At 45.6% G+C, this 19390-nt stretch carries 24 protein-coding genes; 18 read left to right on the top strand and 6 right to left on the bottom strand.

What is annotated here, in order from left to right:
- Positions 1-4 precede the first annotated feature (4 nt).
- From MKY62_RS20485 to MKY62_RS20450, 8 genes are all read left to right on the top strand, one after another.
- Complete coding sequence (locus MKY62_RS20485; protein ID WP_003186368.1) at positions 5-193, top strand: DUF4177 domain-containing protein; 189 nt, start codon at positions 5-7, stop codon at positions 191-193.
- Positions 194-368: 175 nt separating this feature from the next.
- Complete coding sequence (locus tag MKY62_RS20480) at positions 369-581, top strand: helix-turn-helix transcriptional regulator (protein WP_025805415.1); 213 nt, start codon at positions 369-371, stop codon at positions 579-581.
- Positions 581-868: a hypothetical protein gene (locus tag MKY62_RS20475; protein WP_003186361.1), complete on the top strand. Its 288-nt coding sequence runs from the start codon at positions 581-583 to the stop codon at positions 866-868. Before MKY62_RS20480 ends, MKY62_RS20475 begins: the two co-directional genes overlap by 1 nt.
- Positions 869-870: 2 nt before the next feature.
- Positions 871-1506, top strand: coding sequence for an ABC transporter ATP-binding protein (locus MKY62_RS20470; RefSeq protein ID WP_003186359.1), 636 nt, complete (start codon positions 871-873; stop codon positions 1504-1506).
- Between the two features lie 73 nt (positions 1507-1579).
- On the top strand, positions 1580-2206 hold the full coding sequence (locus MKY62_RS20465) for a lichenicidin immunity protein (RefSeq protein WP_225852978.1): 627 nt from the start codon (positions 1580-1582) through the stop codon (positions 2204-2206).
- Positions 2160-2909, top strand: coding sequence for an ABC transporter permease (locus MKY62_RS20460; protein ID WP_003186355.1), 750 nt, complete (start codon positions 2160-2162; stop codon positions 2907-2909). The genes MKY62_RS20465 and MKY62_RS20460 overlap by 47 nt, the downstream gene beginning before the upstream one ends.
- Entirely contained in the window at positions 2890-3792 is a 903-nt protein-coding gene (locus MKY62_RS20455; RefSeq protein WP_003186353.1) for an ABC transporter ATP-binding protein, read from the top strand. Before MKY62_RS20460 ends, MKY62_RS20455 begins: the two co-directional genes overlap by 20 nt.
- 5 nt (positions 3793-3797) lie before the next feature.
- Positions 3798-4739, top strand: coding sequence for an ABC transporter permease subunit (locus tag MKY62_RS20450; protein ID WP_003186351.1), 942 nt, complete (start codon positions 3798-3800; stop codon positions 4737-4739).
- Positions 4740-4765: 26 nt separating this feature from the next.
- Here the strand turns inward: MKY62_RS20450 and hemH are convergent, their stop codons facing one another.
- The 3 genes from hemH to katA form a co-directional block, all read right to left on the bottom strand.
- Complete coding sequence (gene hemH, locus MKY62_RS20445; protein WP_009329855.1) at positions 4766-5719, bottom strand: ferrochelatase; 954 nt, start codon at positions 5717-5719, stop codon at positions 4766-4768.
- Positions 5720-5725: 6 nt separating this feature from the next.
- On the bottom strand, positions 5726-6142 hold the full coding sequence (locus MKY62_RS20440) for a Fur family transcriptional regulator (RefSeq protein ID WP_003186347.1): 417 nt from the start codon (positions 6140-6142) through the stop codon (positions 5726-5728).
- Between the two features lie 117 nt (positions 6143-6259).
- Complete coding sequence (katA, locus tag MKY62_RS20435; RefSeq protein WP_016886309.1) at positions 6260-7717, bottom strand: catalase KatA; 1458 nt, start codon at positions 7715-7717, stop codon at positions 6260-6262.
- Positions 7718-7903: 186 nt separating this feature from the next.
- Between katA and MKY62_RS20430 the strand changes: the two genes are divergently transcribed.
- Entirely contained in the window at positions 7904-9502 is a 1599-nt protein-coding gene (locus tag MKY62_RS20430; RefSeq protein ID WP_016886307.1) for a catalase, read from the top strand.
- Positions 9503-9545: 43 nt separating this feature from the next.
- On the opposite strand, the gene MKY62_RS20425 is transcribed toward MKY62_RS20430, so the two are convergent.
- Positions 9546-10799, bottom strand: a complete 1254-nt coding sequence (locus MKY62_RS20425; RefSeq protein WP_009329853.1) for an MFS transporter — start codon at positions 10797-10799, stop codon at positions 9546-9548.
- A gap of 153 nt (positions 10800-10952) precedes the next feature.
- Between MKY62_RS20425 and sigY the strand changes: the two genes are divergently transcribed.
- From sigY to MKY62_RS20390, 7 genes are all read left to right on the top strand, one after another.
- Complete coding sequence (sigY, locus tag MKY62_RS20420; protein WP_011198430.1) at positions 10953-11486, top strand: RNA polymerase sigma factor SigY; 534 nt, start codon at positions 10953-10955, stop codon at positions 11484-11486.
- Entirely contained in the window at positions 11483-11806 is a 324-nt protein-coding gene (locus MKY62_RS20415) for a YxlC family protein (protein WP_003186335.1), read from the top strand. The genes sigY and MKY62_RS20415 overlap by 4 nt, the downstream gene beginning before the upstream one ends.
- Positions 11807-12025, top strand: a complete 219-nt coding sequence (locus MKY62_RS20410) for a hypothetical protein (RefSeq protein ID WP_003186332.1) — start codon at positions 11807-11809, stop codon at positions 12023-12025. It abuts the gene before it with no gap.
- Positions 12022-12234: a PLD nuclease N-terminal domain-containing protein gene (locus MKY62_RS20405; RefSeq protein ID WP_003186330.1), complete on the top strand. Its 213-nt coding sequence runs from the start codon at positions 12022-12024 to the stop codon at positions 12232-12234. The genes MKY62_RS20410 and MKY62_RS20405 overlap by 4 nt, the downstream gene beginning before the upstream one ends.
- Complete coding sequence (locus MKY62_RS20400) at positions 12234-13121, top strand: ABC transporter ATP-binding protein (protein ID WP_009329850.1); 888 nt, start codon at positions 12234-12236, stop codon at positions 13119-13121. Before MKY62_RS20405 ends, MKY62_RS20400 begins: the two co-directional genes overlap by 1 nt.
- Entirely contained in the window at positions 13118-13894 is a 777-nt protein-coding gene (locus MKY62_RS20395) for an ABC transporter permease subunit (RefSeq protein ID WP_003186326.1), read from the top strand. Before MKY62_RS20400 ends, MKY62_RS20395 begins: the two co-directional genes overlap by 4 nt.
- A gap of 109 nt (positions 13895-14003) precedes the next feature.
- The gene (locus MKY62_RS20390; protein WP_016886306.1) at positions 14004-15275 is read left to right on the top strand and encodes a multidrug effflux MFS transporter; all 1272 of its coding nucleotides are present in this window, start codon (positions 14004-14006) and stop codon (positions 15273-15275) included.
- Here the strand turns inward: MKY62_RS20390 and bslB (MKY62_RS20385) are convergent.
- Entirely contained in the window at positions 15233-15706 is a 474-nt protein-coding gene (gene bslB, locus MKY62_RS20385; RefSeq protein WP_003186322.1) for a biofilm surface layer hydrophobin BslB, read from the bottom strand. The two genes, MKY62_RS20390 and bslB (MKY62_RS20385), sit on opposite strands and share 43 nt — an antisense overlap.
- A gap of 227 nt (positions 15707-15933) precedes the next feature.
- Complete coding sequence (gene bslB, locus MKY62_RS20380) at positions 15934-16518, bottom strand: biofilm surface layer hydrophobin BslB (RefSeq protein WP_003186319.1); 585 nt, start codon at positions 16516-16518, stop codon at positions 15934-15936.
- 308 nt (positions 16519-16826) lie between these two features.
- Here bslB (MKY62_RS20380) and MKY62_RS20375 point away from each other — a divergent pair, with 308 nt between their 5' ends.
- Positions 16827-17489 carry a rhamnogalacturonan acetylesterase gene (locus MKY62_RS20375; protein WP_003186317.1) on the top strand — a complete coding sequence of 221 codons (663 nt, stop codon included), beginning with the start codon at positions 16827-16829 and terminating at the stop codon, positions 17487-17489.
- A gap of 114 nt (positions 17490-17603) precedes the next feature.
- The gene (locus tag MKY62_RS20370; RefSeq protein WP_003186314.1) at positions 17604-19319 is read left to right on the top strand and encodes an ABC transporter ATP-binding protein; all 1716 of its coding nucleotides are present in this window, start codon (positions 17604-17606) and stop codon (positions 19317-19319) included.
- The last annotated feature ends 71 nt before the right edge of the window (positions 19320-19390 follow it).

Genomic DNA, 19390 nt, shown 5'->3' with positions numbered 1-19390 from the left:
GGGTATGTATGAATATCAAACAGTTTCAATCGCTGTAGGAGCATTCAACGGAAAACTTGAGAAAAATTATTCTGATGTGATTCATGAATATGCTGAAAAAGGCTGGAAGCTTCACAGCGTCTTTTCTGTTCCATCAAGGGCCGGAGGCCAGGTTTCTTCTATCGAACTGATTTTTGAAAAACCTAAATCTTGATTGTCGAAAAGATCTTCACACAATCATCACGTGAAGATCTTTTTTTAGTCTGTTTTGGTAAAAAACTTTTTACTTTTTGTTATAAACTCTTTACAATGTGTAAAAAACATTGTACTCTATATATGTAAATGATTTGCAAATAAAGAGGGTGATTGAGATTGAAAAGCAAAGCGGGGTGTTAACCAACCGGATTCCTGTGCTGCGAGCAGAGAAAGGGTGGACGCAAAAGCAGCTTGCCGATCTATTGGGTGTAACAAGACAAACTGTGATTTCCATTGAAAAGAATAAATACAAACCATCCCTGTTAATGGGGTTTCGCATTGCCGCGTTATTTGAGAAGGACATCAACGAGGTATTTCAATACCAACTAGAGGAGGATGATCGCTGATGCTAGAAATGATCAATTCAATTGGTGCTGTCGCAGGATTTGCGGGGTTTATCGGAATCATTATTTTAATCAGCCTTGACGGAAAGGATGAACGCGGGGCATATATTCAAAACAAATTCTTTCGGGTGATGTTCTTTTTGCTTACACTTGGAATATCCGCCGTTATTTTTACAAGTTCATGGGTCGATTTGTCGTTCGCCAATTATAAAAACATGGTCACACTGGCTTTTTCGCTGCCGTATTTCATTGGATTCTTCATTTTGTTGGGAATTCGTTCAAGGGTGTAGCCATGGTTGAGCTTCCAATTGTCATGAACCATGTTGAGGTGCGGGCGGGAGACAGGAAACTTCTTGAAAACGTCAGCCTTGCTGTGGACAAAGGGAGCCGGGTTTTGCTCAAAGGAGAAAACGGATCGGGAAAATCGACGTTTCTTAAAGCAATTACCGGCTTGTCTTTATTTGCGGGCGAAATTTTGATTTACGGTCAATCGATTATCCAAAACAGGGAAGCTGCTGTCGGGCATATCGGCTATGTCAGTGACGAAGTGCCGCTTCATGAGCACCTTACTGGAACGGACAATCTGAGAGTCCATGCCTTGCTTCACGGAATAGATGACGATGACCGGATCTATTCTGAACTAGAGCGGTTCGGTATCAATCCGGCTGATGACACGAAAGTACAGTACTATTCAACAGGCATGAGGCAAAAGCTGAAGATCGCAATGGCCTTATTTCATCAGCCTTCCATCTTAATATTGGATGAGCCTTTAAATGGGCTCGACCGAAAAGCGCAGGAAAGCGTTGTAGACATCATAAGGCGGTATGACGGGACCATCATGGCATCAAGCCATTGGAACGAAACTTTTATCGAATTGTTTGATCGTTTTCTAGCCATAGAAAGCGGGCGTTTAAATGAAATTGTTTAAAGTTTATTTTTGGTTAAGCTGTCCCGAAGCGGTGAAAAAGAGAATGAAATTTCAGACGTTTGCATGTACGGTTATGATCATCACGGTGCTCGCCGTTTTGCTTAATTATCTTCTCTTTTATAAAAACGGGGCAAATAAAGAAATCCGTAGCATGGAGGGAATGACTGTTTATGTCGTCTCGGTTTGGCTGACTTATATTACAGGCAGAAGATTATTTGGACGCATGATGCATCAAGCTTTTATCTTGCGGTATCCCGTTCGCCTGTTCACTTGGGTGCTGACTGGAATCGCCGTGATAACTATCGTCTCAGCGCTGGTCTTGCTTTACGGCTGTTTGGCAGTCAGTCTGCTGTTTCAAAAGGATGTTTTGTTTTCGCCAGAGCGTTTAGCCGCTGTTGCGATACTGGCGGTGATCATGTCTTCCGTCCAGTTTTTTCTGAAGACGTTAAAGGCAGAATATCTATTTGTGCTGTTGATGACGCTGACGCCGTTTTTTATGCAAAGTGGAACACTTTATTTGCCGTGGGGAGTTTCTTGGCTTTTGTTGACTGAATATTCAGTGAACGATATAGGCCTGGCAGTTTATCTTATTTCGGCGGGTTATATAGCGGTCTGTATGTGTTGGATCTTAAGGAGCGGGGAGGAAAAGATCCGTGAAAAATTTGCTCAAAGCGGAATGGATCAAACTCAGGAACTCTGATTTTACAATGACGAGCATATTCATTCTTACCGCATCTTTAGTGTTTACAGGGTTTATGGCAAAACGAATCACCCCGTTTGCGGGAGGGAATGAATGGACATCGTTAAGGCATCTTACATTGCTGTTGGTATTCAGCACGATTTATCCCTGGCTTGTCTCTTCGGTCACAGTATTTTTGCATAAGGATGAACTGAAAAACCGAGTGTGGCTGAATCGAATCTTATCGCCGCAGCCTTTCGCAGCCATGCTTTTTGCTAAGGTTTTGTTTATTGGACTGTTCGCAGCCGCATTATATGCCGTCTGTGTGATCGAATCGCTTGCCTTCGGTTTAATATCGGGGTTCCCCGGGCCTGCCCCTTGGTTTTCTTGGATGCTGGGCTTCATTCTCAATCTCTTGTCAACCTTTCCGCTGATCTGTACGGTCCTATGGCTTAAATTCACCAGTAAGGAAAAGACCTCATTAAACATTATCGTATTCATTTGTTCACTGCTGAGTTTCGGCGTTTCGCAATCCCCTTTAGGGCTTCTCTTTCCATGGTCTTTTCCTGTGACGGCCCTCATTGCAATGGAGAAGTCAGTTGCCGTTCTTATCGGTTCGATTGTTTGGTTCACGGCGGTTTCGCTGCTCTTTTTTTCTCTTCTATTGAAACAGATCAGGCCATACCAAAAAGGAGGAATACAAAATGAGTCAAGTCGAATTTGAAGGTGTAAGTAAACGAATAAAAGGCAGACCAATTGTCCAAAATATCACATTTCAAATTGCCCCAGGTACAATTTTTGGGCTGCTCGGGCCAAACGGCGCTGGCAAGACAACACTTATCAAAATGATTGTCGGGATGGCAAAGCCGACATCAGGAGATATCCGCATCGACGGCTATTCAGTTAAAAGCAATTACGAGGAAGCGGCAGCCCGAGTCGGTTCTGTTGTTGAAAACCCATCCTTTTATGAGCACTTAACAGGATACCAAAACCTTAAATATCTCGGCGGATTCCACAGCCACGTGTCAAAGGAGCGCATAGAAGAGATCGTTCAACTTGTTGATTTGACAGGAAGTATTCATAAACCAGTTAAAACGTATTCATTAGGCATGAAACAGCGTTTGGGCCTTGCCGTCGCGCTCTTGCATGATCCGGAATTTCTCATTCTCGATGAACCGACAAACGGCCTTGATCCTCAGGGAATCATTGATTTGCGCGAACACCTTCAGTACTTGGCGAAAACCTTCAACAAAACGATTTTGATTTCGAGTCATCTTCTGTCTGAGGTTGAGATGATTTGTGATGAATACGGCGTCATGAAAAACGGAGAACTCCTGCAAATTAAGAGCAATCACCGCGATACCGATACGGTTCGTTATCGGCTTACATTAAACGGCCACGCCGATGAAGCGGCTGACCTGTTGAATGAGTACCAGTATGCAGGCGGTCTCACGGAAGATAAAAATGAGATTTATGTCCTTTGCATGGAAGAAGACATTATGAAAGTCGTTAATCTGTTAATGGAGAACAAAATAAGAGTTCTGCATATGAAGCAGGAAAAACAGTCGATAGAACAAAGCTTTCTGGAATTGATCAATAAGGGGTGACCGGCATGAGGGTCTTGAAAAATGAACTTTACAGGCTGATGGTGACGAAAAGTACCTGGATTGTGTTAAGCTTGCTGCTTGTCATGACAATCGCTGTTGCATGGATGGTCAGCAATGGCGAAAAGGAGAAGGAGACAGGTAACTGGAAAGAGCAATTAACCGTTCAAAACGCTCAGTATGAAAGAGAAATGAGAGAGCTGAGCCCAGCGGTTCCCAAATACCAATTTTTAAAAGAAGAGATCGCGGTCAATCAATACCGGCTTGAGCATAATTTGCCGCCTTCTGCGAAATACAATGTTTGGACGATGCTGAAGGAGTTAAAACCGATCACAACATTAATCGCGTTGATTGCAATCGTGCTGGCAGCGAACTCCATCGCGCTTGAGCACAGCAAAGGAACTATTAAATTTGCGATTGCAACACCGGTCAAGCGTTGGCATTATCTATTGGGGAAATACTTGTCGATCTTGCTCAACACTGTATTTATGTTTGCTGCGACACTTTTATTTGCGTTTGTTTTAGGGTATGCCCTGCTAGGTTTGGAGGGAAGCCAATACTATTTGTCCTATCGAAGCGGCGAAGTGATAAAGATGTCAATGCTGAAGTTTTTAGCCTTAGACTATGGAGCCGCTTTATTGAATATTATTGTGCTGGCCACGCTGGCCTTTATGATTTCGGTCATCCTAAGAAGCGCGGTCGTCTCTGTCGGTCTTTCGCTGTTCGTCTTTTTTACAGGGTCTGCGATTACTCAATTTTTAGCGGCAAAATTTGATTGGACCAAGTATACGATCTTTGCAAATTCAGATCTCAGTCAATACATTGATGGGGAGCCGTTTATTCAAGATATGACTCTTTCATTTTCAGCGGCTGTGATTGCTGTTTATTTTATTCTTTTTCTGGCTGTCTCCTTTTGGGTTTTTCAAAAGCGGGATATTGTCACGTCATAACATTGCAGCAAAAAGCGGAGCTCGATTTACAGCTCCGCTTTCTCCTGTTCTGTGCTGTTGTATGTTCGCTCCACGACTGAAGCAAGCGTATCGATGAACCGCGGATCAGTGTTCGGCATAGGCGGACGGTGATAGCTTGCGCCAAGCTCGTCCGTAACCACTTTGCACTCATAGTCGTTGTCATACAGAACTTCCAGGTGGTCAGATACAAAACCGACTGGTGCGTAAATGAATGACCGGAAGCCTTCTTCATACAGTTCCTTTGTTAAGTCTTGGACGTCCGGGCCGAGCCAAGGATCGGGCGTGTTGCCCTCGCTTTGCCAGCCTACGGCGATCTGGTCAAATGACAGCCGTTCTCCGATTAGTTGTGCTGTTTTCTCGAGCTGATCCGGGTAAGGATCGCCATGCTCCCTGATTTTTTCCGGCAGGCTGTGTGCTGAGAATATGACGGCCGCTTTTTCCCGCTCTTTTTCAGACATGTCGTTTAAAATGCTGCCGATTTCTTCAGACCAATAGCGAATAAAGCCTTCTTCCTGATACCACTCGTCAATCGATGCGATCCGTGGTCCGCCGATTGCTGCTGCGGCCTGTTTGGCGCGCCGATTGTATACTTCGGTGCTGAAGGTGGAATAGTGGGGAGCTAAGACGACGGAAACGGCCTCTTCAATTTGGTCTTTTTTCATTTGTTCAACCGCATCCTCGATAAACGGAGAGATGTGTTTTAAGCCGAGATACATCACGTATTCGACTTTATCTTGGCGCTCGTTCAACGTTTTTTCCAGCTCTTTTGCCTGAGCGAGCGTAATTTTCGCGAGCGGAGAGATTCCGCCGATATGCTTGTAGCGTTTTTTCAAGTCTTCAATCATATCATCGGACGGTCGTTTTCCATGACGGATATGCGTGTAATACGGAATGATATCTTCTTCCTGATAAGGGGTTCCGTATGCCATGACTAACAGGCCGACTTTTTTTCGTTCCATATGTCTTCACCTCTGCTGCTGTTCTTGGCATGTTGTACAGATTCCATAGATTCCTAGAAAATGCGAGTTCACTTTAAAGTTCGTCAATTGTGCTGCCGCATGCTCTACCTCTTTGAGGTGAGGATAGTCCAGATCAGCGATCTTCCCGCATGATTTACAAATGACATGATAATGCTGTGATGTAAACAGTTCATATTTGCTTTTTGCGTCTCCGTGAGACAGCTCTTTTAAAATGCCGAGCTTCACAAATAGTTTCAAGTTGCTGTAGATTGTCGGGAGACTCATGTACGGCAATTCCCGGTGAATGTCTTCCGCCGATGGATGGCCGCCCAAAGAAGCAATCGTTTTTAAAATCAGGACGCGCTGAGCTGTAATTCGTAAACCCCGCTTTTTTAATAAAGGGACGAGCTGCTCGTCTTCCACACGTAACATCCCCTGTCGTTCTTTGATTAAGGGCAGGCACCCGCATGCTTAAGAGGACGGGTGCCTGTACCTGAGAAAATGAGAATTTCATTGAGAATGATTGAAATGATATTAGCCTTAAACTTCCTGCGGAACAGACAAGCCCAATCCTTCGGCAACTCGTGTGCCGTACTCCGGATCTGCTTTATAGAAATGCTGAATTTGACGAAGCTTAATTTCGTCTTTTGTCACCTGCTTCATCGAACCTACGATATTGCTGACAAGGCGGGTCCGCTCTTCTTCGCTCAAGAGGCGGTAAAGATCTCCGGCCTGTGTATAGTGGTCGTTATGGTCGTAGGCCGTGCTGTCCGCCGAACCTGACACCGGATAAGCCGTTGTTTTGTTTTCCGGAGATTCCTGAGGGCCTCCGAAGCTGTTCGGCTCATAGTAGACAGAGCCGCCGCCGTTTGAATCAAAGCGCATTTGTCCGTCTCTTTGATAATTATGAACTTCCGCTTTCGGACGGTTGATCGGCAGGCTGTTATGGTTTGCGCCGACGCGGTAGCGGTGTGCATCCGCATATGCGAACAGGCGTCCCTGAAGCATTTTGTCGGGAGACGGTTCAATGCCGGGCACCAATGTTCCAGGGGAGAATGTAGCTTGTTCAACCTCTGCGAAATAGTTTTCCGGATTCCGGTTTAGAACCATGCGGCCGACTTCAATCAGCGGATAATCTTTTTGCGACCATACTTTTGTCACATCGAACGGATCAAAACGGTACGTATCCGCATCCTCCAGCGGCATTATTTGAACGTACAGCTTCCATGCCGGGAAGTCGCCTTTTTCAATCGCCTCATACAAGTCCTGTGTGTGATAATCGGGGTTTTCACCTGCAATCTTTGTCCCCACTTCTTCGGTCAGGTTTTTAATGCCTTGTTCTGTTTTGAAGTGGTATTTGATCCAGACGCCTTCTCCTTCGGCATTCACCCATTTGAATGTGTGGGAGCCGAAGCCGTGCATGTGCCGGTAAGTCGCAGGGATGCCCCTGTCAGACATCAGGATGGTTACCTGGTGCAGGGATTCAGGAGACAATGACCAAAAATCCCATACGGCATCCGGGTTTTTCAAATGTGTGACCGGATGGCGCTTTTGTGTATGAATGAAGTCAGGGAATTTAATCGCATCGCGGATAAAGAAAACAGGTGTATTGTTTCCAACGAGATCATAGTTCCCTTCCTCTGTATAAAATTTAACAGCGAAACCGCGCGGGTCGCGGACGGAATCGGCTGAACCGTTTTCGCCGGCAACAGTTGAAAAACGGACAAATAACGGCGTGCGTTTTCCGACTTCTGATAAAAATTTGGCTTTTGTATATTTGGAAACGTCATTTGTGACTTCAAAATAACCGTGCGCACCGGCGCCTTTTGCATGCACAACCCGTTCAGGCACACGCTCTCTATTGAAGTGGGCGAGCTTTTCGAGCAAGTGGACGTCCTGAATCAGCGTCGGTCCGCGTGAACCAGCTGTCATTGAGTCTTGGTTGTCTCCAACTGGAGCGCCCCAGCTGGTTGTTAGGTTGTTTTTATTTGTCGTCATCAAAGGATCACCTCGCGTAAATTTTAATTACAAAATAATGATAACATTTCTCAAGAAAAAAACAATATTTATTTATAATTATTATAAAGAAAAATTTATTATCGTTGATTTGATCATGATAAATGCTGAATAACTTTTCTGGATTGGGATAAATTATTGTTAATTCCAAATAAAGGAGGAAGAAGAATGGATCAGCATTCAAACGAGCAGAAATCTGACATGGAGACTGATGATACGTTAACAAACCGGCAGGGCCACTCGATCACAAACAATCAGAATATCAGAACCGTGGGCAACCGGGGGCCATCAACATTGGAGAACTATGATTTCCTGGAGAAGATCAGCCACTTTGACAGGGAGAGGGTTCCAGAGCGGGTCGTCCATGCCAGGGGAGCCGGAGCGCACGGCTATTTTGAAGCTTATGGGACAGCAGGCGATGAGCCGGTCTCAAAGTATACGAGAGCAAAGCTTTTTCAGGAAAAAGGCAAGAGAACCCCGGTGTTTGTCCGTTTTTCGACGGTGACTCACGGGATATCCTCACCGGAAACGCTGCGGGATCCCCGCGGATTTGCGGTCAAGTTCTACACTGAAGACGGTAACTGGGATCTGGTCGGAAACAACTTGAAGATCTTCTTTATCCGCGATGCGGTAAAGTTTCCGGATTTAATCCATGCATTTAAGCCGGACCCGGTTACGAATTTGCAGGATGGCGAAAGAATCTTTGACTTCATTTCCAACACGCCTGAAGCGATGCATATGATCACATTTTTGTTTTCGCCTTGGGGTATTCCGGCGAACTACCGGCAGATGCAGGGGTCCGGGGTGAACACGTACAAATGGGTGAATCAAGAAGGGGAAGCCGTGCTTGTGAAATATCACTGGGAACCGAAGCAGGGCATAAAAAACTTGACGCAAAAAGAGGCGGAAGAAATTCAGGCGAAGAATTTCAATCACGCCACACAGGATTTATATGAAGCGATTGAGCGCGGAGATTATCCCGAGTGGGAGCTGTTCGTTCAAATCATGAGCGATGATGAGCATCCTGAGCTCGATTTTGACCCGCTTGACGACACGAAGCTGTGGCCTGAAGATCAATTTCCTTGGCTGCCTGTCGGCAAAATGGTTTTAAACAAAAATCCGGAAGACTACTTTACAGAAGTCGAACAAGCGGCATTTGGAACAGGGGTTCTTGTCGACGGACTTGACTTTTCCGATGACAAAATGCTTCAGGGACGTACTTTTTCCTACTCGGATACACAGCGCTACAGAGTGGGAGCCAACTATCTGCAGCTGCCGATCAATGCGCCGAAAAAAAGGGTGGCAACCAATCAGCGGGGCGGCCAGATGCAGTACAAGGTCGATTTAGGCAAAAATCAAAGCCCGCACATCAACTATGAACCTTCAACCATCAACGGGCTGAAAGAAGCAAAGCAGGATGGCAAAGAATACACCCCGCATGTGGAAGGAAACCTTGTGCGCGAAAGTATCGACAGGCAGAATAATTTCAAGCAGGCCGGGGACACTTACAGGCATTTCGAAGACTGGGAAAAGGACGAGCTGATTACGAATCTGGTCAATACACTTGCCCCGTGCGACCAAAGAATTCAAACGAAGATGATCGATATGCTGAAGCAATGCGACAAGGAATATGGAAGCAGAGTCGAGGAAGGATTAAAAAACGCCTCCAGCCAAAATACATCCAGCCGGGAGCCGATCGGAGCAGAAGGCGCCGAAGATGCCCCGAGACAGGCGGAAGAAAAAGGGCACTCTCAAGACCCGTATTAAAGAAGAAAACAGCGATGAACCTCTTGTGGGATTCATCGCTGTTTCACTTACGGAAGACCTTCGTCGGCTGAACGATATTTGAGGATTTATCCCGTCTTCCTGCTGTAAATATACGAAACTGTTTGGAAAAAAGCATGATACATGCAGCGGCCAGTGACAATGCGCCGGCAAACCAAAACACCTTCGGCAGCCCGAACAGTTCAGCCACTTTTCCCGCCACAACCGGTCCGAGAAAAAAACCGAGCGCATAAAAAGATTGATAGAAACCCATCACAGACATTTTGAGCTGAGGCGTACCAAGCTGAACGACTTTGCTGACCAAAAGCGGAAAAATAAATCCCAATGTCAGTCCTGTCACGGCGTGGACGATACATACCGCGAAAAGGGTTTCGGCAAACGGCAGCAAGCAAAAGAAAACAGCCGTTATCACATAAGATATCCATATCAGTGCATCGGCGGCCTTTACTTTGTAAAAGATACACCACACGGAAGCCAGCGTTTGCGGAACAAAAAAGGCGAACATAACCCAAATCAGCTGTTTCTCATCGATTCCGACCGATTCCGCGTAAATCGGCGTAAATCCGAACACGGTCATAAATAGTACAGCGTGGGCTAAAAACGATAATGTTGTAATCGCTTTTAAATCAGGAAGACGCAACGTCTGTTTAACATAGTCTGACAAAGCCATCCCCTTGGCCGTATGGCGGGGCCCGTTATCTTTAATGTAAAATGACAGAATCAGTCCGATGCATGATACGGCAACACCGATCCAAAACGGAAACATCCAGCCGAACAAATGGACGAGGTAGCCGCTGACTGCCATGCTGATGAATTGGGGAAGGACCGTTAAAAACTGCAGGATGCCCATCGCTTTTGATGATTGATCTTTTGTAAAATACTGCGAGTATAAAACGGTTGCCATCACCCACATCGCCGCGGTCATACCGGCGAGCAGCCTGGCTGTGATCACCATGATGAACGAATCGGACAACAGAAATATGCAGCAGCTCAACAGAGACATTGCAAAGCCGCTGATCAACAGCTGTTTTCTAAGCGGCGAAAGAACATCAGACAGGATGCCGAACGGAAAACGCAGTAATATCTGAGTGACGCCGTAGCTTCCAAGTACGATTCCTATCGCTGAATATGAAAATCCGATGTTGTCTAAATATAATCCGAAAACAGGGACATAGATGTATGTAGCAAACCAGAAACAAAAGACGGCACCCCAAAAGATCATATGATCTTTCCTTAAAATTTGTTTTTCTTCATAGACGATTTGTTTTTGCCGCTCCATCCCTTTTTACTCACACCCCTTTAAATTCAAGTACATCATAAATCCCGGCCGAAAAACAAGATGATTTTTTATCTTATTGAAATAGAATTGAACGGTTTGCTTGCAGGCGTCGTCCTAGATACAGAGACAAAAAGAAAGGGGGTTTGCGTTTTAGTGGATCAAGCAGATGAAAAAGAACTGATCATACGGGCAAAAGACGGTGAAGATGCGGCTTTTACGAAACTGTTTCAGCTTCATTACCCCTTTGTATATCAATATGTTCTGAAATTAACGCTGAACCCAGATCTCACAGAGGACTTGGTCCAGGAAACGATGCTGAAAGCGTATGTCAGCCTTCATCAGTTTCAGGGCAATGCAAAATTTTCAACATGGCTGATCTCAATTGCTTCCCGGCTGTTTATCGACCATCAGCGCCGGAAAAAACGCGAAAACCGCAAAACGCAAGCAGCAGGAGAGGAAGCCTTGCGAAAAATGAAATGGAATTCTGCCCTTCACGGCCACGAATGGAGCGAATACTTGGAGATGTTTGCTGCGCTTGAGCCTGAGTTCAGAATGCCAATCTTGTTAAGACACTATTACGGGTTTACTTACCCTGAAGTGGCAAACATGCTGAAAATAAAAGAAGGTACCGTCAAATCGCGCGTGCATCATGGATTAAAGAAAATTCGAAAGGAGTGGGGACAGTGAATGAACGAGATGAAAAAGAAACGGTTACACATTTGAAACGCGAACTCGAAAGAATTGATGATAATTTTGTGCCGCCGGTTCCTCAAGCATTTGAACTGAATCAGCGTTTAGCGCGGTTTAAGCAAGAGCGCAAGCGGGCGCTTAAAAAGGAATTGCTTTGTTTTATCGTCATGGCGCTGGTGATTTTATCGGCCTACTTGACGATTTCCGTTCAAGTACCGGCTGTTTTTATCATGGTGCAGGGAGCGGCGCTTATCTTGCTGCCAGCGCTTGCCCTGATAGAAAAAAGGCGGCATACGGCTGATGAGGAGGCTGATTAAATGAATCTTGACATGACTCAGGAAAAACTGCTGCTGCTGCTTTGCATTTCACCGCTTTTATTTGCGCAGAGTATCTTTCTATTTCTTAATGCGAAGAAAAAGGGAGCCAATGCGTGGTTCTGGGGAATATGGGGCTTGATCCAAACACCGATGCCTTTATTATTCTATTATTTATTTGTTGTAAGGCCGTTTCATAAAAAAAGGAGGCCGTTATCATGACTGGAGCAGATATACCTTGGGCGCTGCTCGCCCCTTTCATTGTGCTGTATTTCATTTTAGCAGTGTCCGCATTGGTCAGTTGCATAAAACAGGAGAAAACGAATGGCCCAAAGTGGATGTGGATTTTGATCATTTTCGGGATCAGTTTTGTCGGTCCCGTCTCTTACTTTATCATCGGTAAAAAAACATATGAGAGGAGGCGGGTGTGATGCTGTCCGTCAATGGCTTAACAAAAATGTATCAGCAGCACCAAGCTGTCCAAAATGTCAGCTTTGACCTTGAATATCAGCAATGCGTTGCCCTTCTCGGGCCGAACGGAGCGGGAAAAACGACCACATTGCAAATGCTTTCCGGTTTATTGGCCCCTACATCAGGACGCATCCGCTTTTTGGGGAGAGAATCGATAAACAGGCTGGAAATCGGATATTTGCCTCAGCATCCTGCGTTTTTTTCATGGATGACAGCTTTAGAATATACGGTATTCGCTGCAAGGCTTTCCAAAATGAAACGTCGTGAAGCCCTGGAAAAGAGTCGAACCGCTTTGCGCTATGTCGGTCTGGAAAAGGAAGAAGACCGGAAAATCGGCGGTTTTTCAGGAGGGATGAAGCAAAGGCTCGGGCTGGCGCAGGCTTTGGTTCATGAGCCGAGGCTGTTGATTTTGGATGAACCTGTTTCCGCGCTGGATCCGGCGGGGCGGCGCGAAGTGCTTGATATGATGAAGGATTTAAAAAAGAAGATGACAATCCTATTTTCGACTCATGTGCTGCATGATGCCGAAGAGGTGTGCGATCAAGTGATCATGCTGAAAGAAGGGGCTGTCAAATGGTCTGGTCCGCTTCACAGATTGAAGAACCGTCATTTAAAGCCATCATATATGCTGACAGCTGAAGAAAGTCTTGAAGGATGGCTGGAACACCTGCCTTATGTCAGCAAAGTCGTGTATCATAAGCCTTCACAAGCTGAATTTTATTTAACAGATCGGTCTGACAGCCGCCGACTGTTGGCTGAATGCTTGAACAGACAAGTATCGATTGTTCGTTTTGAACAAAAAACGATGTCCTTGGAAGATATGTATCTGAAGGTGATGGGGCTATGAATTCATTTTTTATGTTATTTCAAAAAGAATGGACGGAAAGCTGGAGAGACGGAAAGCTGCTTTGGCTGCCTGTCATTTTGATCCTTCTGGGCTTGATTCAGCCGCTCAGCCTGTATTATATGCCTCAAATTATCGATATGGCCGGGAATTTGCCTGAGGGATCCGTGATCGACATACCAAGGCCGAGAGGTGAAGAGGTAATGGCGAGCACCTTGTCCCAGTTCGGCACGGTTGGTACGGCAATTTTCGTTTTCAGTGTGATGGGCAGCATTGTTCACGAACGAAACCAAGGATCCCTTTCATTGGTGATGGCGAGACCTGTCAGCCCGCTTCAGTATATCGGCAGCAAGTGGCTTCAGCAGGTGCTGCTCGTATTGGTTTCGTTTGCTGCAAGCTACGGTTTGGCTTTCTACTATACAAATCTGCTATTCGGCAAGGTTGAATTTGACCGGTTTTTAGTTAGTTTATCCGTGTACAGTATATGGATTATATTTGTCATGTCGGTCACGATGTTTTTCAGTGCTCTGTTTCGCCATATCGGGGGGATTGCCGGCATGAGCATCTGTTTCATCGCCTTCGTTTCATTGGCGGGATCCTTATTTCCCCGCTTTACCGAATGGATGCCTGATAAGGCGAAAAGCCAGGCTGATTATTTTATCATGCACGGTTCATGGGACCATGCTTTCGGCTGGATGGTGTTTTCGTCTTTGGGAATTGTAATTCTTTTGTTCATGTGCACCGTTTTTGTTTTTAAAAGATATGAATCTTACTAATCAGCCGGGCTCGCCCGGTTTTTCTAATTGTCATCTTCATAACTTAAGGTATACAATACACTGGAAGGTTTCGAGGGCGTATTTAAAAATATAATAAAGGAGTGATCCAATGGGTACGCTTAACAGCCAGGCAGATCTTGCGGCTCATTCGAAAGCAAAGCCGAACAGGGTATGGATCGCTGTCATATTGGGTATTTTATCGGGAATCGGTCCGGTTGTGATCGATTTATATTTGCCCGGCCTTCCACAGATGGCAACTGATTTACATACGAATGCTTCCGTCGTTCAGCTCAGTTTAACATCGTGTTTACTGGGGCTGGCAATCGGCCAAATTGTCATCGGCCCTTTCAGCGATGTCCTTGGAAGAAGGCTTCCGCTGATCGTGTCGCTGTCCGTTTTTGCCGCGGCCTCTTTTTTATGTGCTATGACATCTTCTGTATGGGTTTTGATCGCGATGCGCTTTATTCAAGGCGCGGCGGGGGCAGGCGGCATCGTCATATCACGCGCGATTGCCCGTGATCTATATTCTGGAACAGAATTGACAAAGTTCTTTTCGCTCTTGATGCTTGTTAACGGGATAGCGCCTATCATATCTCCGGTAGCGGGCGGACAGCTGATGAAATGGACGACGTGGAACGGCGTATTTTTCATCATCGGCCTTTTTGGCCTGCTGATGATTTTGTCCGTTATATTCGGGGTTAAAGAGTCGCTGTCTCCGGAAAACCGTACGGCAGGCGGATTCAAAGAGACGTTTGTATCATTTGGAAGGCTCTTCGGCCAGCGTACATTTATGGGATACGCCTTGGCGCAAGGGCTGATCGTAGCGGGGATGTTCGGCTATATATCGGCCTCTCCGTTTGTTTTGCAGGACATTTACAAATTGTCGGCTCAAGCCTTTAGTTTTTGTTTCGCATTAAACGGCCTGGGCATTATTATCGCAGCTCAGATTACGGGCAGGCTTGCCGGCCGGTTCGGTAAAGCGTCCCTTTTGCGGAGCGGTTTGCTGCTGTCTTTTACCGCAAGCGTTGTTTTATTTGTTTCTGTCTTTTTTAAAGCTCCGCTGATTCTTATTTTAATCCCGCTGTTTGTCGTGGTTTCCTGCATCGGAATCGTGACGACGACCAGCGGATCCTTGGCCATGCAGAGCCAGGGGAAATCAGCCGGGAGCGCATCTGCGCTTCTAGGACTGCTTCCGTTTATTTTAGGAGCTGCCGCGGCGCCGCTCGTCGGTATTGCCGGAAGCCATACAGCTTTGCCGATGGCAGTCGTCATTCTGTTTTGCAATATCAGCGCGCTCGCTTGTTTTAACATACTGGTTCGGCGGGCAGGCTTAAAATTTTACCGTGGCAGGATATCAACTGTAGCTTCTGCGTGGTTGTAGTTTCGCCCGAACTTTTGCAGCTCCGCGGTGATTCTGTGAGTGCCGGCGTTTGGAAGCGTTTTCCTAACCATGACCAGTTTGAACTCAGAAGAGCTGAAAGCGTAAACCGGCACTCTGACCGTTTGCCCGTCATTTAAAATCTGTGTATAGTTCAGTGTTCTGCCGTTCAGCGAATCTCTCGTATTCGCATGGAAGCGGTATGGGAAGTTAAATTCAACATAGCTTGAACCGACAAAAAAGTTCGGTTTGTAAGTGACTTCAATGTCTGAAGTTGTCCATTCTTTATTGCTGTCAACCGTCTCGACATGCAGCGTCGGAGCGTTTCTGTAAAAAGTGGCGCTCGCCTCTTCCGTCGGAAGAATGAAAGAAAACAATGCGGCTGAAGTTAATAGGCCGACTCCAATTTTACCGATAAATTTACGTTTCAACATGTACTTACCCCTCCTAATAAATGTTTTTAAAAAATGATGAAAAAGGAAAAAATAAGTTCGGAATCTACTATATTCCTTTTCCCGCTCCATCAATCTATCATCATTTACCAATCAAGTAAATATTTTTAAAGGAAAATTCTAAAAACATTTAAAAAATGCATGATATGTAAAGAAAAATACAATAGAACGGCTGCCGGCACATTCATGCCGGCGGGCCGAACATTGATTTAACGAGGGACAATCTCCAAAGTTGTTTCAGCATGGTTGATGTTTTTTCCATTTTGCTGCAGTTCAGCAGTAATTCTGTGAGTGCCGGCATTTGGAAGCGTTTTCCGAACCATGACCAGTTTGAACTCAGAGGAACTTAAAGCATAGACAGGAACTCTGACCGTTTGTCCATCATTTAAAATTTGTGTATAGTCAAGCGTTTTTCCATTTAGTGTATCTCTTGTGCTTGCATGAAAGCGGTACGGAAAATGAAATTCAACATAGCTTGAACCGACAAATGCGTTTGGTCTATAAGTAATTTCGATGTCTGAAGTTGACCACTCTTTATTGCTGTTAATAGTTTTTGCCTCAAGCACAGGCTTCTGAGTCGGGTTATCCGGTTGCGGATTGTCCGGCTGCGGTTTTTGAGGCGGCTGTGGTTTAGGTGCCGGCTTGAATGGCGGCGGACAAAAGATCGGTCCTCTAAAATGATTTGTTTTCACCTCTTGAGCATTTGCTCCTTGGGTAGGAATGATAAATGAAAACAATGCTGCAGAAGCTAATAGACCAACACTGATTTTACGAATGAATTTTCGTTTAAGCATCGATAAGTTCCTCCTAATTGCAATGTTTAAGTTAAAGTAGAGGACGTCCTATTATTTTCAAGGCAGAAATGAGATCGAGATCAACTATATTCCTTTTCTTGTTTACTTAATCTATCACCATTTACCATCCAAGTAAATATTTTTAGATAAATTTCTAAAAAATTAGTATAAATTGATAGTTTTCTGTCAATTGACGCCCTTTTTTTATAAAAAGGAGTCGCATAAAGAACAAAATGGTTAATTGTGTATATTTGTTGCAGTTCCTTGAGGGGCGTTTTAATATAAATAAAAAGGGATCAGGGGGATGGATGATGCGAGACATTCAGTTGTTTTTGGCCGGGGACTCAACGGTTTGCGATTATGATGAGAATAGGGCGCCGCGTGCAGGCTGGGGGCAGAAAATCGGCGAGTTTTTAAGCGCAGGTGTTTTGATCCGCAATGAAGCGGCATCAGGAAGAAGCTCAAAAAGCTTTATTGAAGAAGGCAGGCTGAAGCGAATCATAACACAGATCAAAAGCGGCGATTATTTGTTTGTCCAGTTCGGTCATAACGACCAAAAACCGGATGATCGCTATACAGAGCCATACACAACTTACAAGCAGCATTTGACCCGGTATATAGATGAGGCACGGTTAAAGAAAGCCAATCCTGTTCTGATTACACCGGTCCAGAGAAGATCATTTGCAAGCGATGGCCGCTTTAAAAATACCCATGGCGACTATCCTGATGCGATGATACAGCTTGCGGAAGAGCTTCGGGTGCCGCTTATCGATCTCGCCTTCAAAAGCCGTCAATTGCTTGAATCGCTAGGACCGGAAGCTTCCAAAAAGCTGTATTTATGGCTTGAACCGGGGGAACACCCCAACTATCCGGACGGAGCCAGGGATGACACCCACTTTTGCGACTTCGGGGCAAAAGAAATCGCTAAGCTTGTTGCACAGGAAGCAAAAGAAGCGGGAATTCCTTTATAAAACAGCCTACTTGAGAATAATTTTCAATTATTTTTCGAAATTTTTGCACTTCCGATGCCAAACTGTGATACGATCAATCTCGTAAAGATTTTCAAAAGGAGTGCACATCATCCTATGATACGCCGCTTTTTTTCATACTATAAACCTCATAAACGTTTGTTCTTCATCGATTTCAGCAGCGCGATCGTCGTTGCAGTGCTGGAGCTGGCTTTTCCTCTAGTTGTTCAGTGGTTCATTGATACGCTGATTCCCGGGGGAGACTGGCTTGAAATCGTCTGGGTAAGCATCGGCCTCTTACTGATCTACCTGCTCAGCACAGGTCTGCAGTACATTGTCAATTATCTCGGGCATAAGCTGGGCATCAACATTGAAACAGATATGCGCCAGGAGCTTTTCCAACATGTACAGCGCCAATCTTTCCGCTACTTTGACAATACAAAAACAGGACATATCATCAGCCGCATCACAAATGATCTGTTTGATATCGGAGAGCTGGCCCATCACGGACCGGAAGATTTGTTCATCGCCGTGATGACCTTTTTAGGTGCATTTTGGATTATGCTGACGATTAATGTGAAGCTTGCATTGGTTGCAGTTCTGTTTGTGCCGTTATTGATTATCTTGATCACCTATTCCAATATCAGGATGAACCGGGCTTGGCGCCAGATGTACAGCGAAATCGCCGATGTTAATGCCAGGGTTGAGGACAGCGTTTCAGGCGTTCGCGTCGTTCAATCTTTTACGAATGAGCGCTTTGAGATATCCCGGTTTTTAAAAAACAATCAAAAGTTCCGCAAGGCGAAGCTGAAGGGCTACAAAACGATGGCTCTCACGACTGCCGGAACCTTTTTGATGACGCGGCTGATGATTCTGGCAGTGCTCGTGTTCGGAGCTTGGCTCAGTTTTTCCGGGAATATGTCCTACGGGGAATTCGTCGGGTTTGTTCTTTATGTCAACGTGCTGTTTAAGCCGATTGATAAAATCAGCGCCATTTTGGAGCTTTATCCTAAAGGAATGGCAGGATTTAAGCGGTTTACGGAGTTGATCGATACAAAGCCGCAGATTGTCGACCGCAAAGATGCGATTGATGTTCCGGCGCTGGAAGGAAACATCGTCTTCAAGAATGTGACGTTCGGCTATGAAAAACATAAACCCGTCCTGCGAGGCATCGATCTGTCAATTAAAGCCGGAGAAACCGTCGCCTTTGTCGGGCCGTCGGGAGCGGGCAAAACGACGATCAGCTCGCTGATTCCGCGCTTTTACGATATAGACGGCGGGGCCATCACAATTGACGGCATCGATATTCGCGATATGACAAAACGCTCTCTCCGTTCGCAAATCGGCATCGTCCAGCAGGATGTGTTTCTTTTTACGGGAACGCTCCGCGAAAACATTGCCTACGGAAAACTGGATGCCACAGATGAAGAAATTCAGCGGGCCGCCAAAATGGCGCATTTGGAACAGCTGATCGAGTCGCTCCCCGACGGTTATGAAACCCAGGTCGGCGAAAGGGGGCTGAAGCTGTCAGGGGGCCAAAAGCAGAGGATTGCCATCGCCAGGATGTTTCTAAAAAACCCGCCGATTCTCATATTGGACGAAGCCACATCAGCACTTGACACAGAGACGGAGCAGGTGATTCAAAACGCTTTGACGGAGCTCGCAAAAGACAGGACGACGCTTGTCATTGCCCACAGACTTGCTACGATCCGCAATGCCGACCGGATCGTGGTCGTGACAGAGAATGGAATCGCAGAAGAAGGGACACATGATGAACTGGTTGAGCGCGGCGGTATTTTCGCAAATCTTCATCGTGTACAGTATCAGTCGTAAATGATTGGAAACAGGCAAGCCCATGTTTGGGCTTGTTTTTTTAAGGGCAAAAGACCTTGAAAAGAAAGGGA

The sequence above is a fragment of the Bacillus sp. FSL R7-0646 genome, assembly GCF_037969865.1.
In the GTDB taxonomy this organism is placed as follows: Bacteria; Bacillota; Bacilli; order Bacillales; family Bacillaceae; genus Bacillus; species Bacillus licheniformis.
The sequence above is the reverse complement of the archived record's forward strand: the minus strand, read 5'-3'. Positions and strand labels throughout refer to the sequence as shown.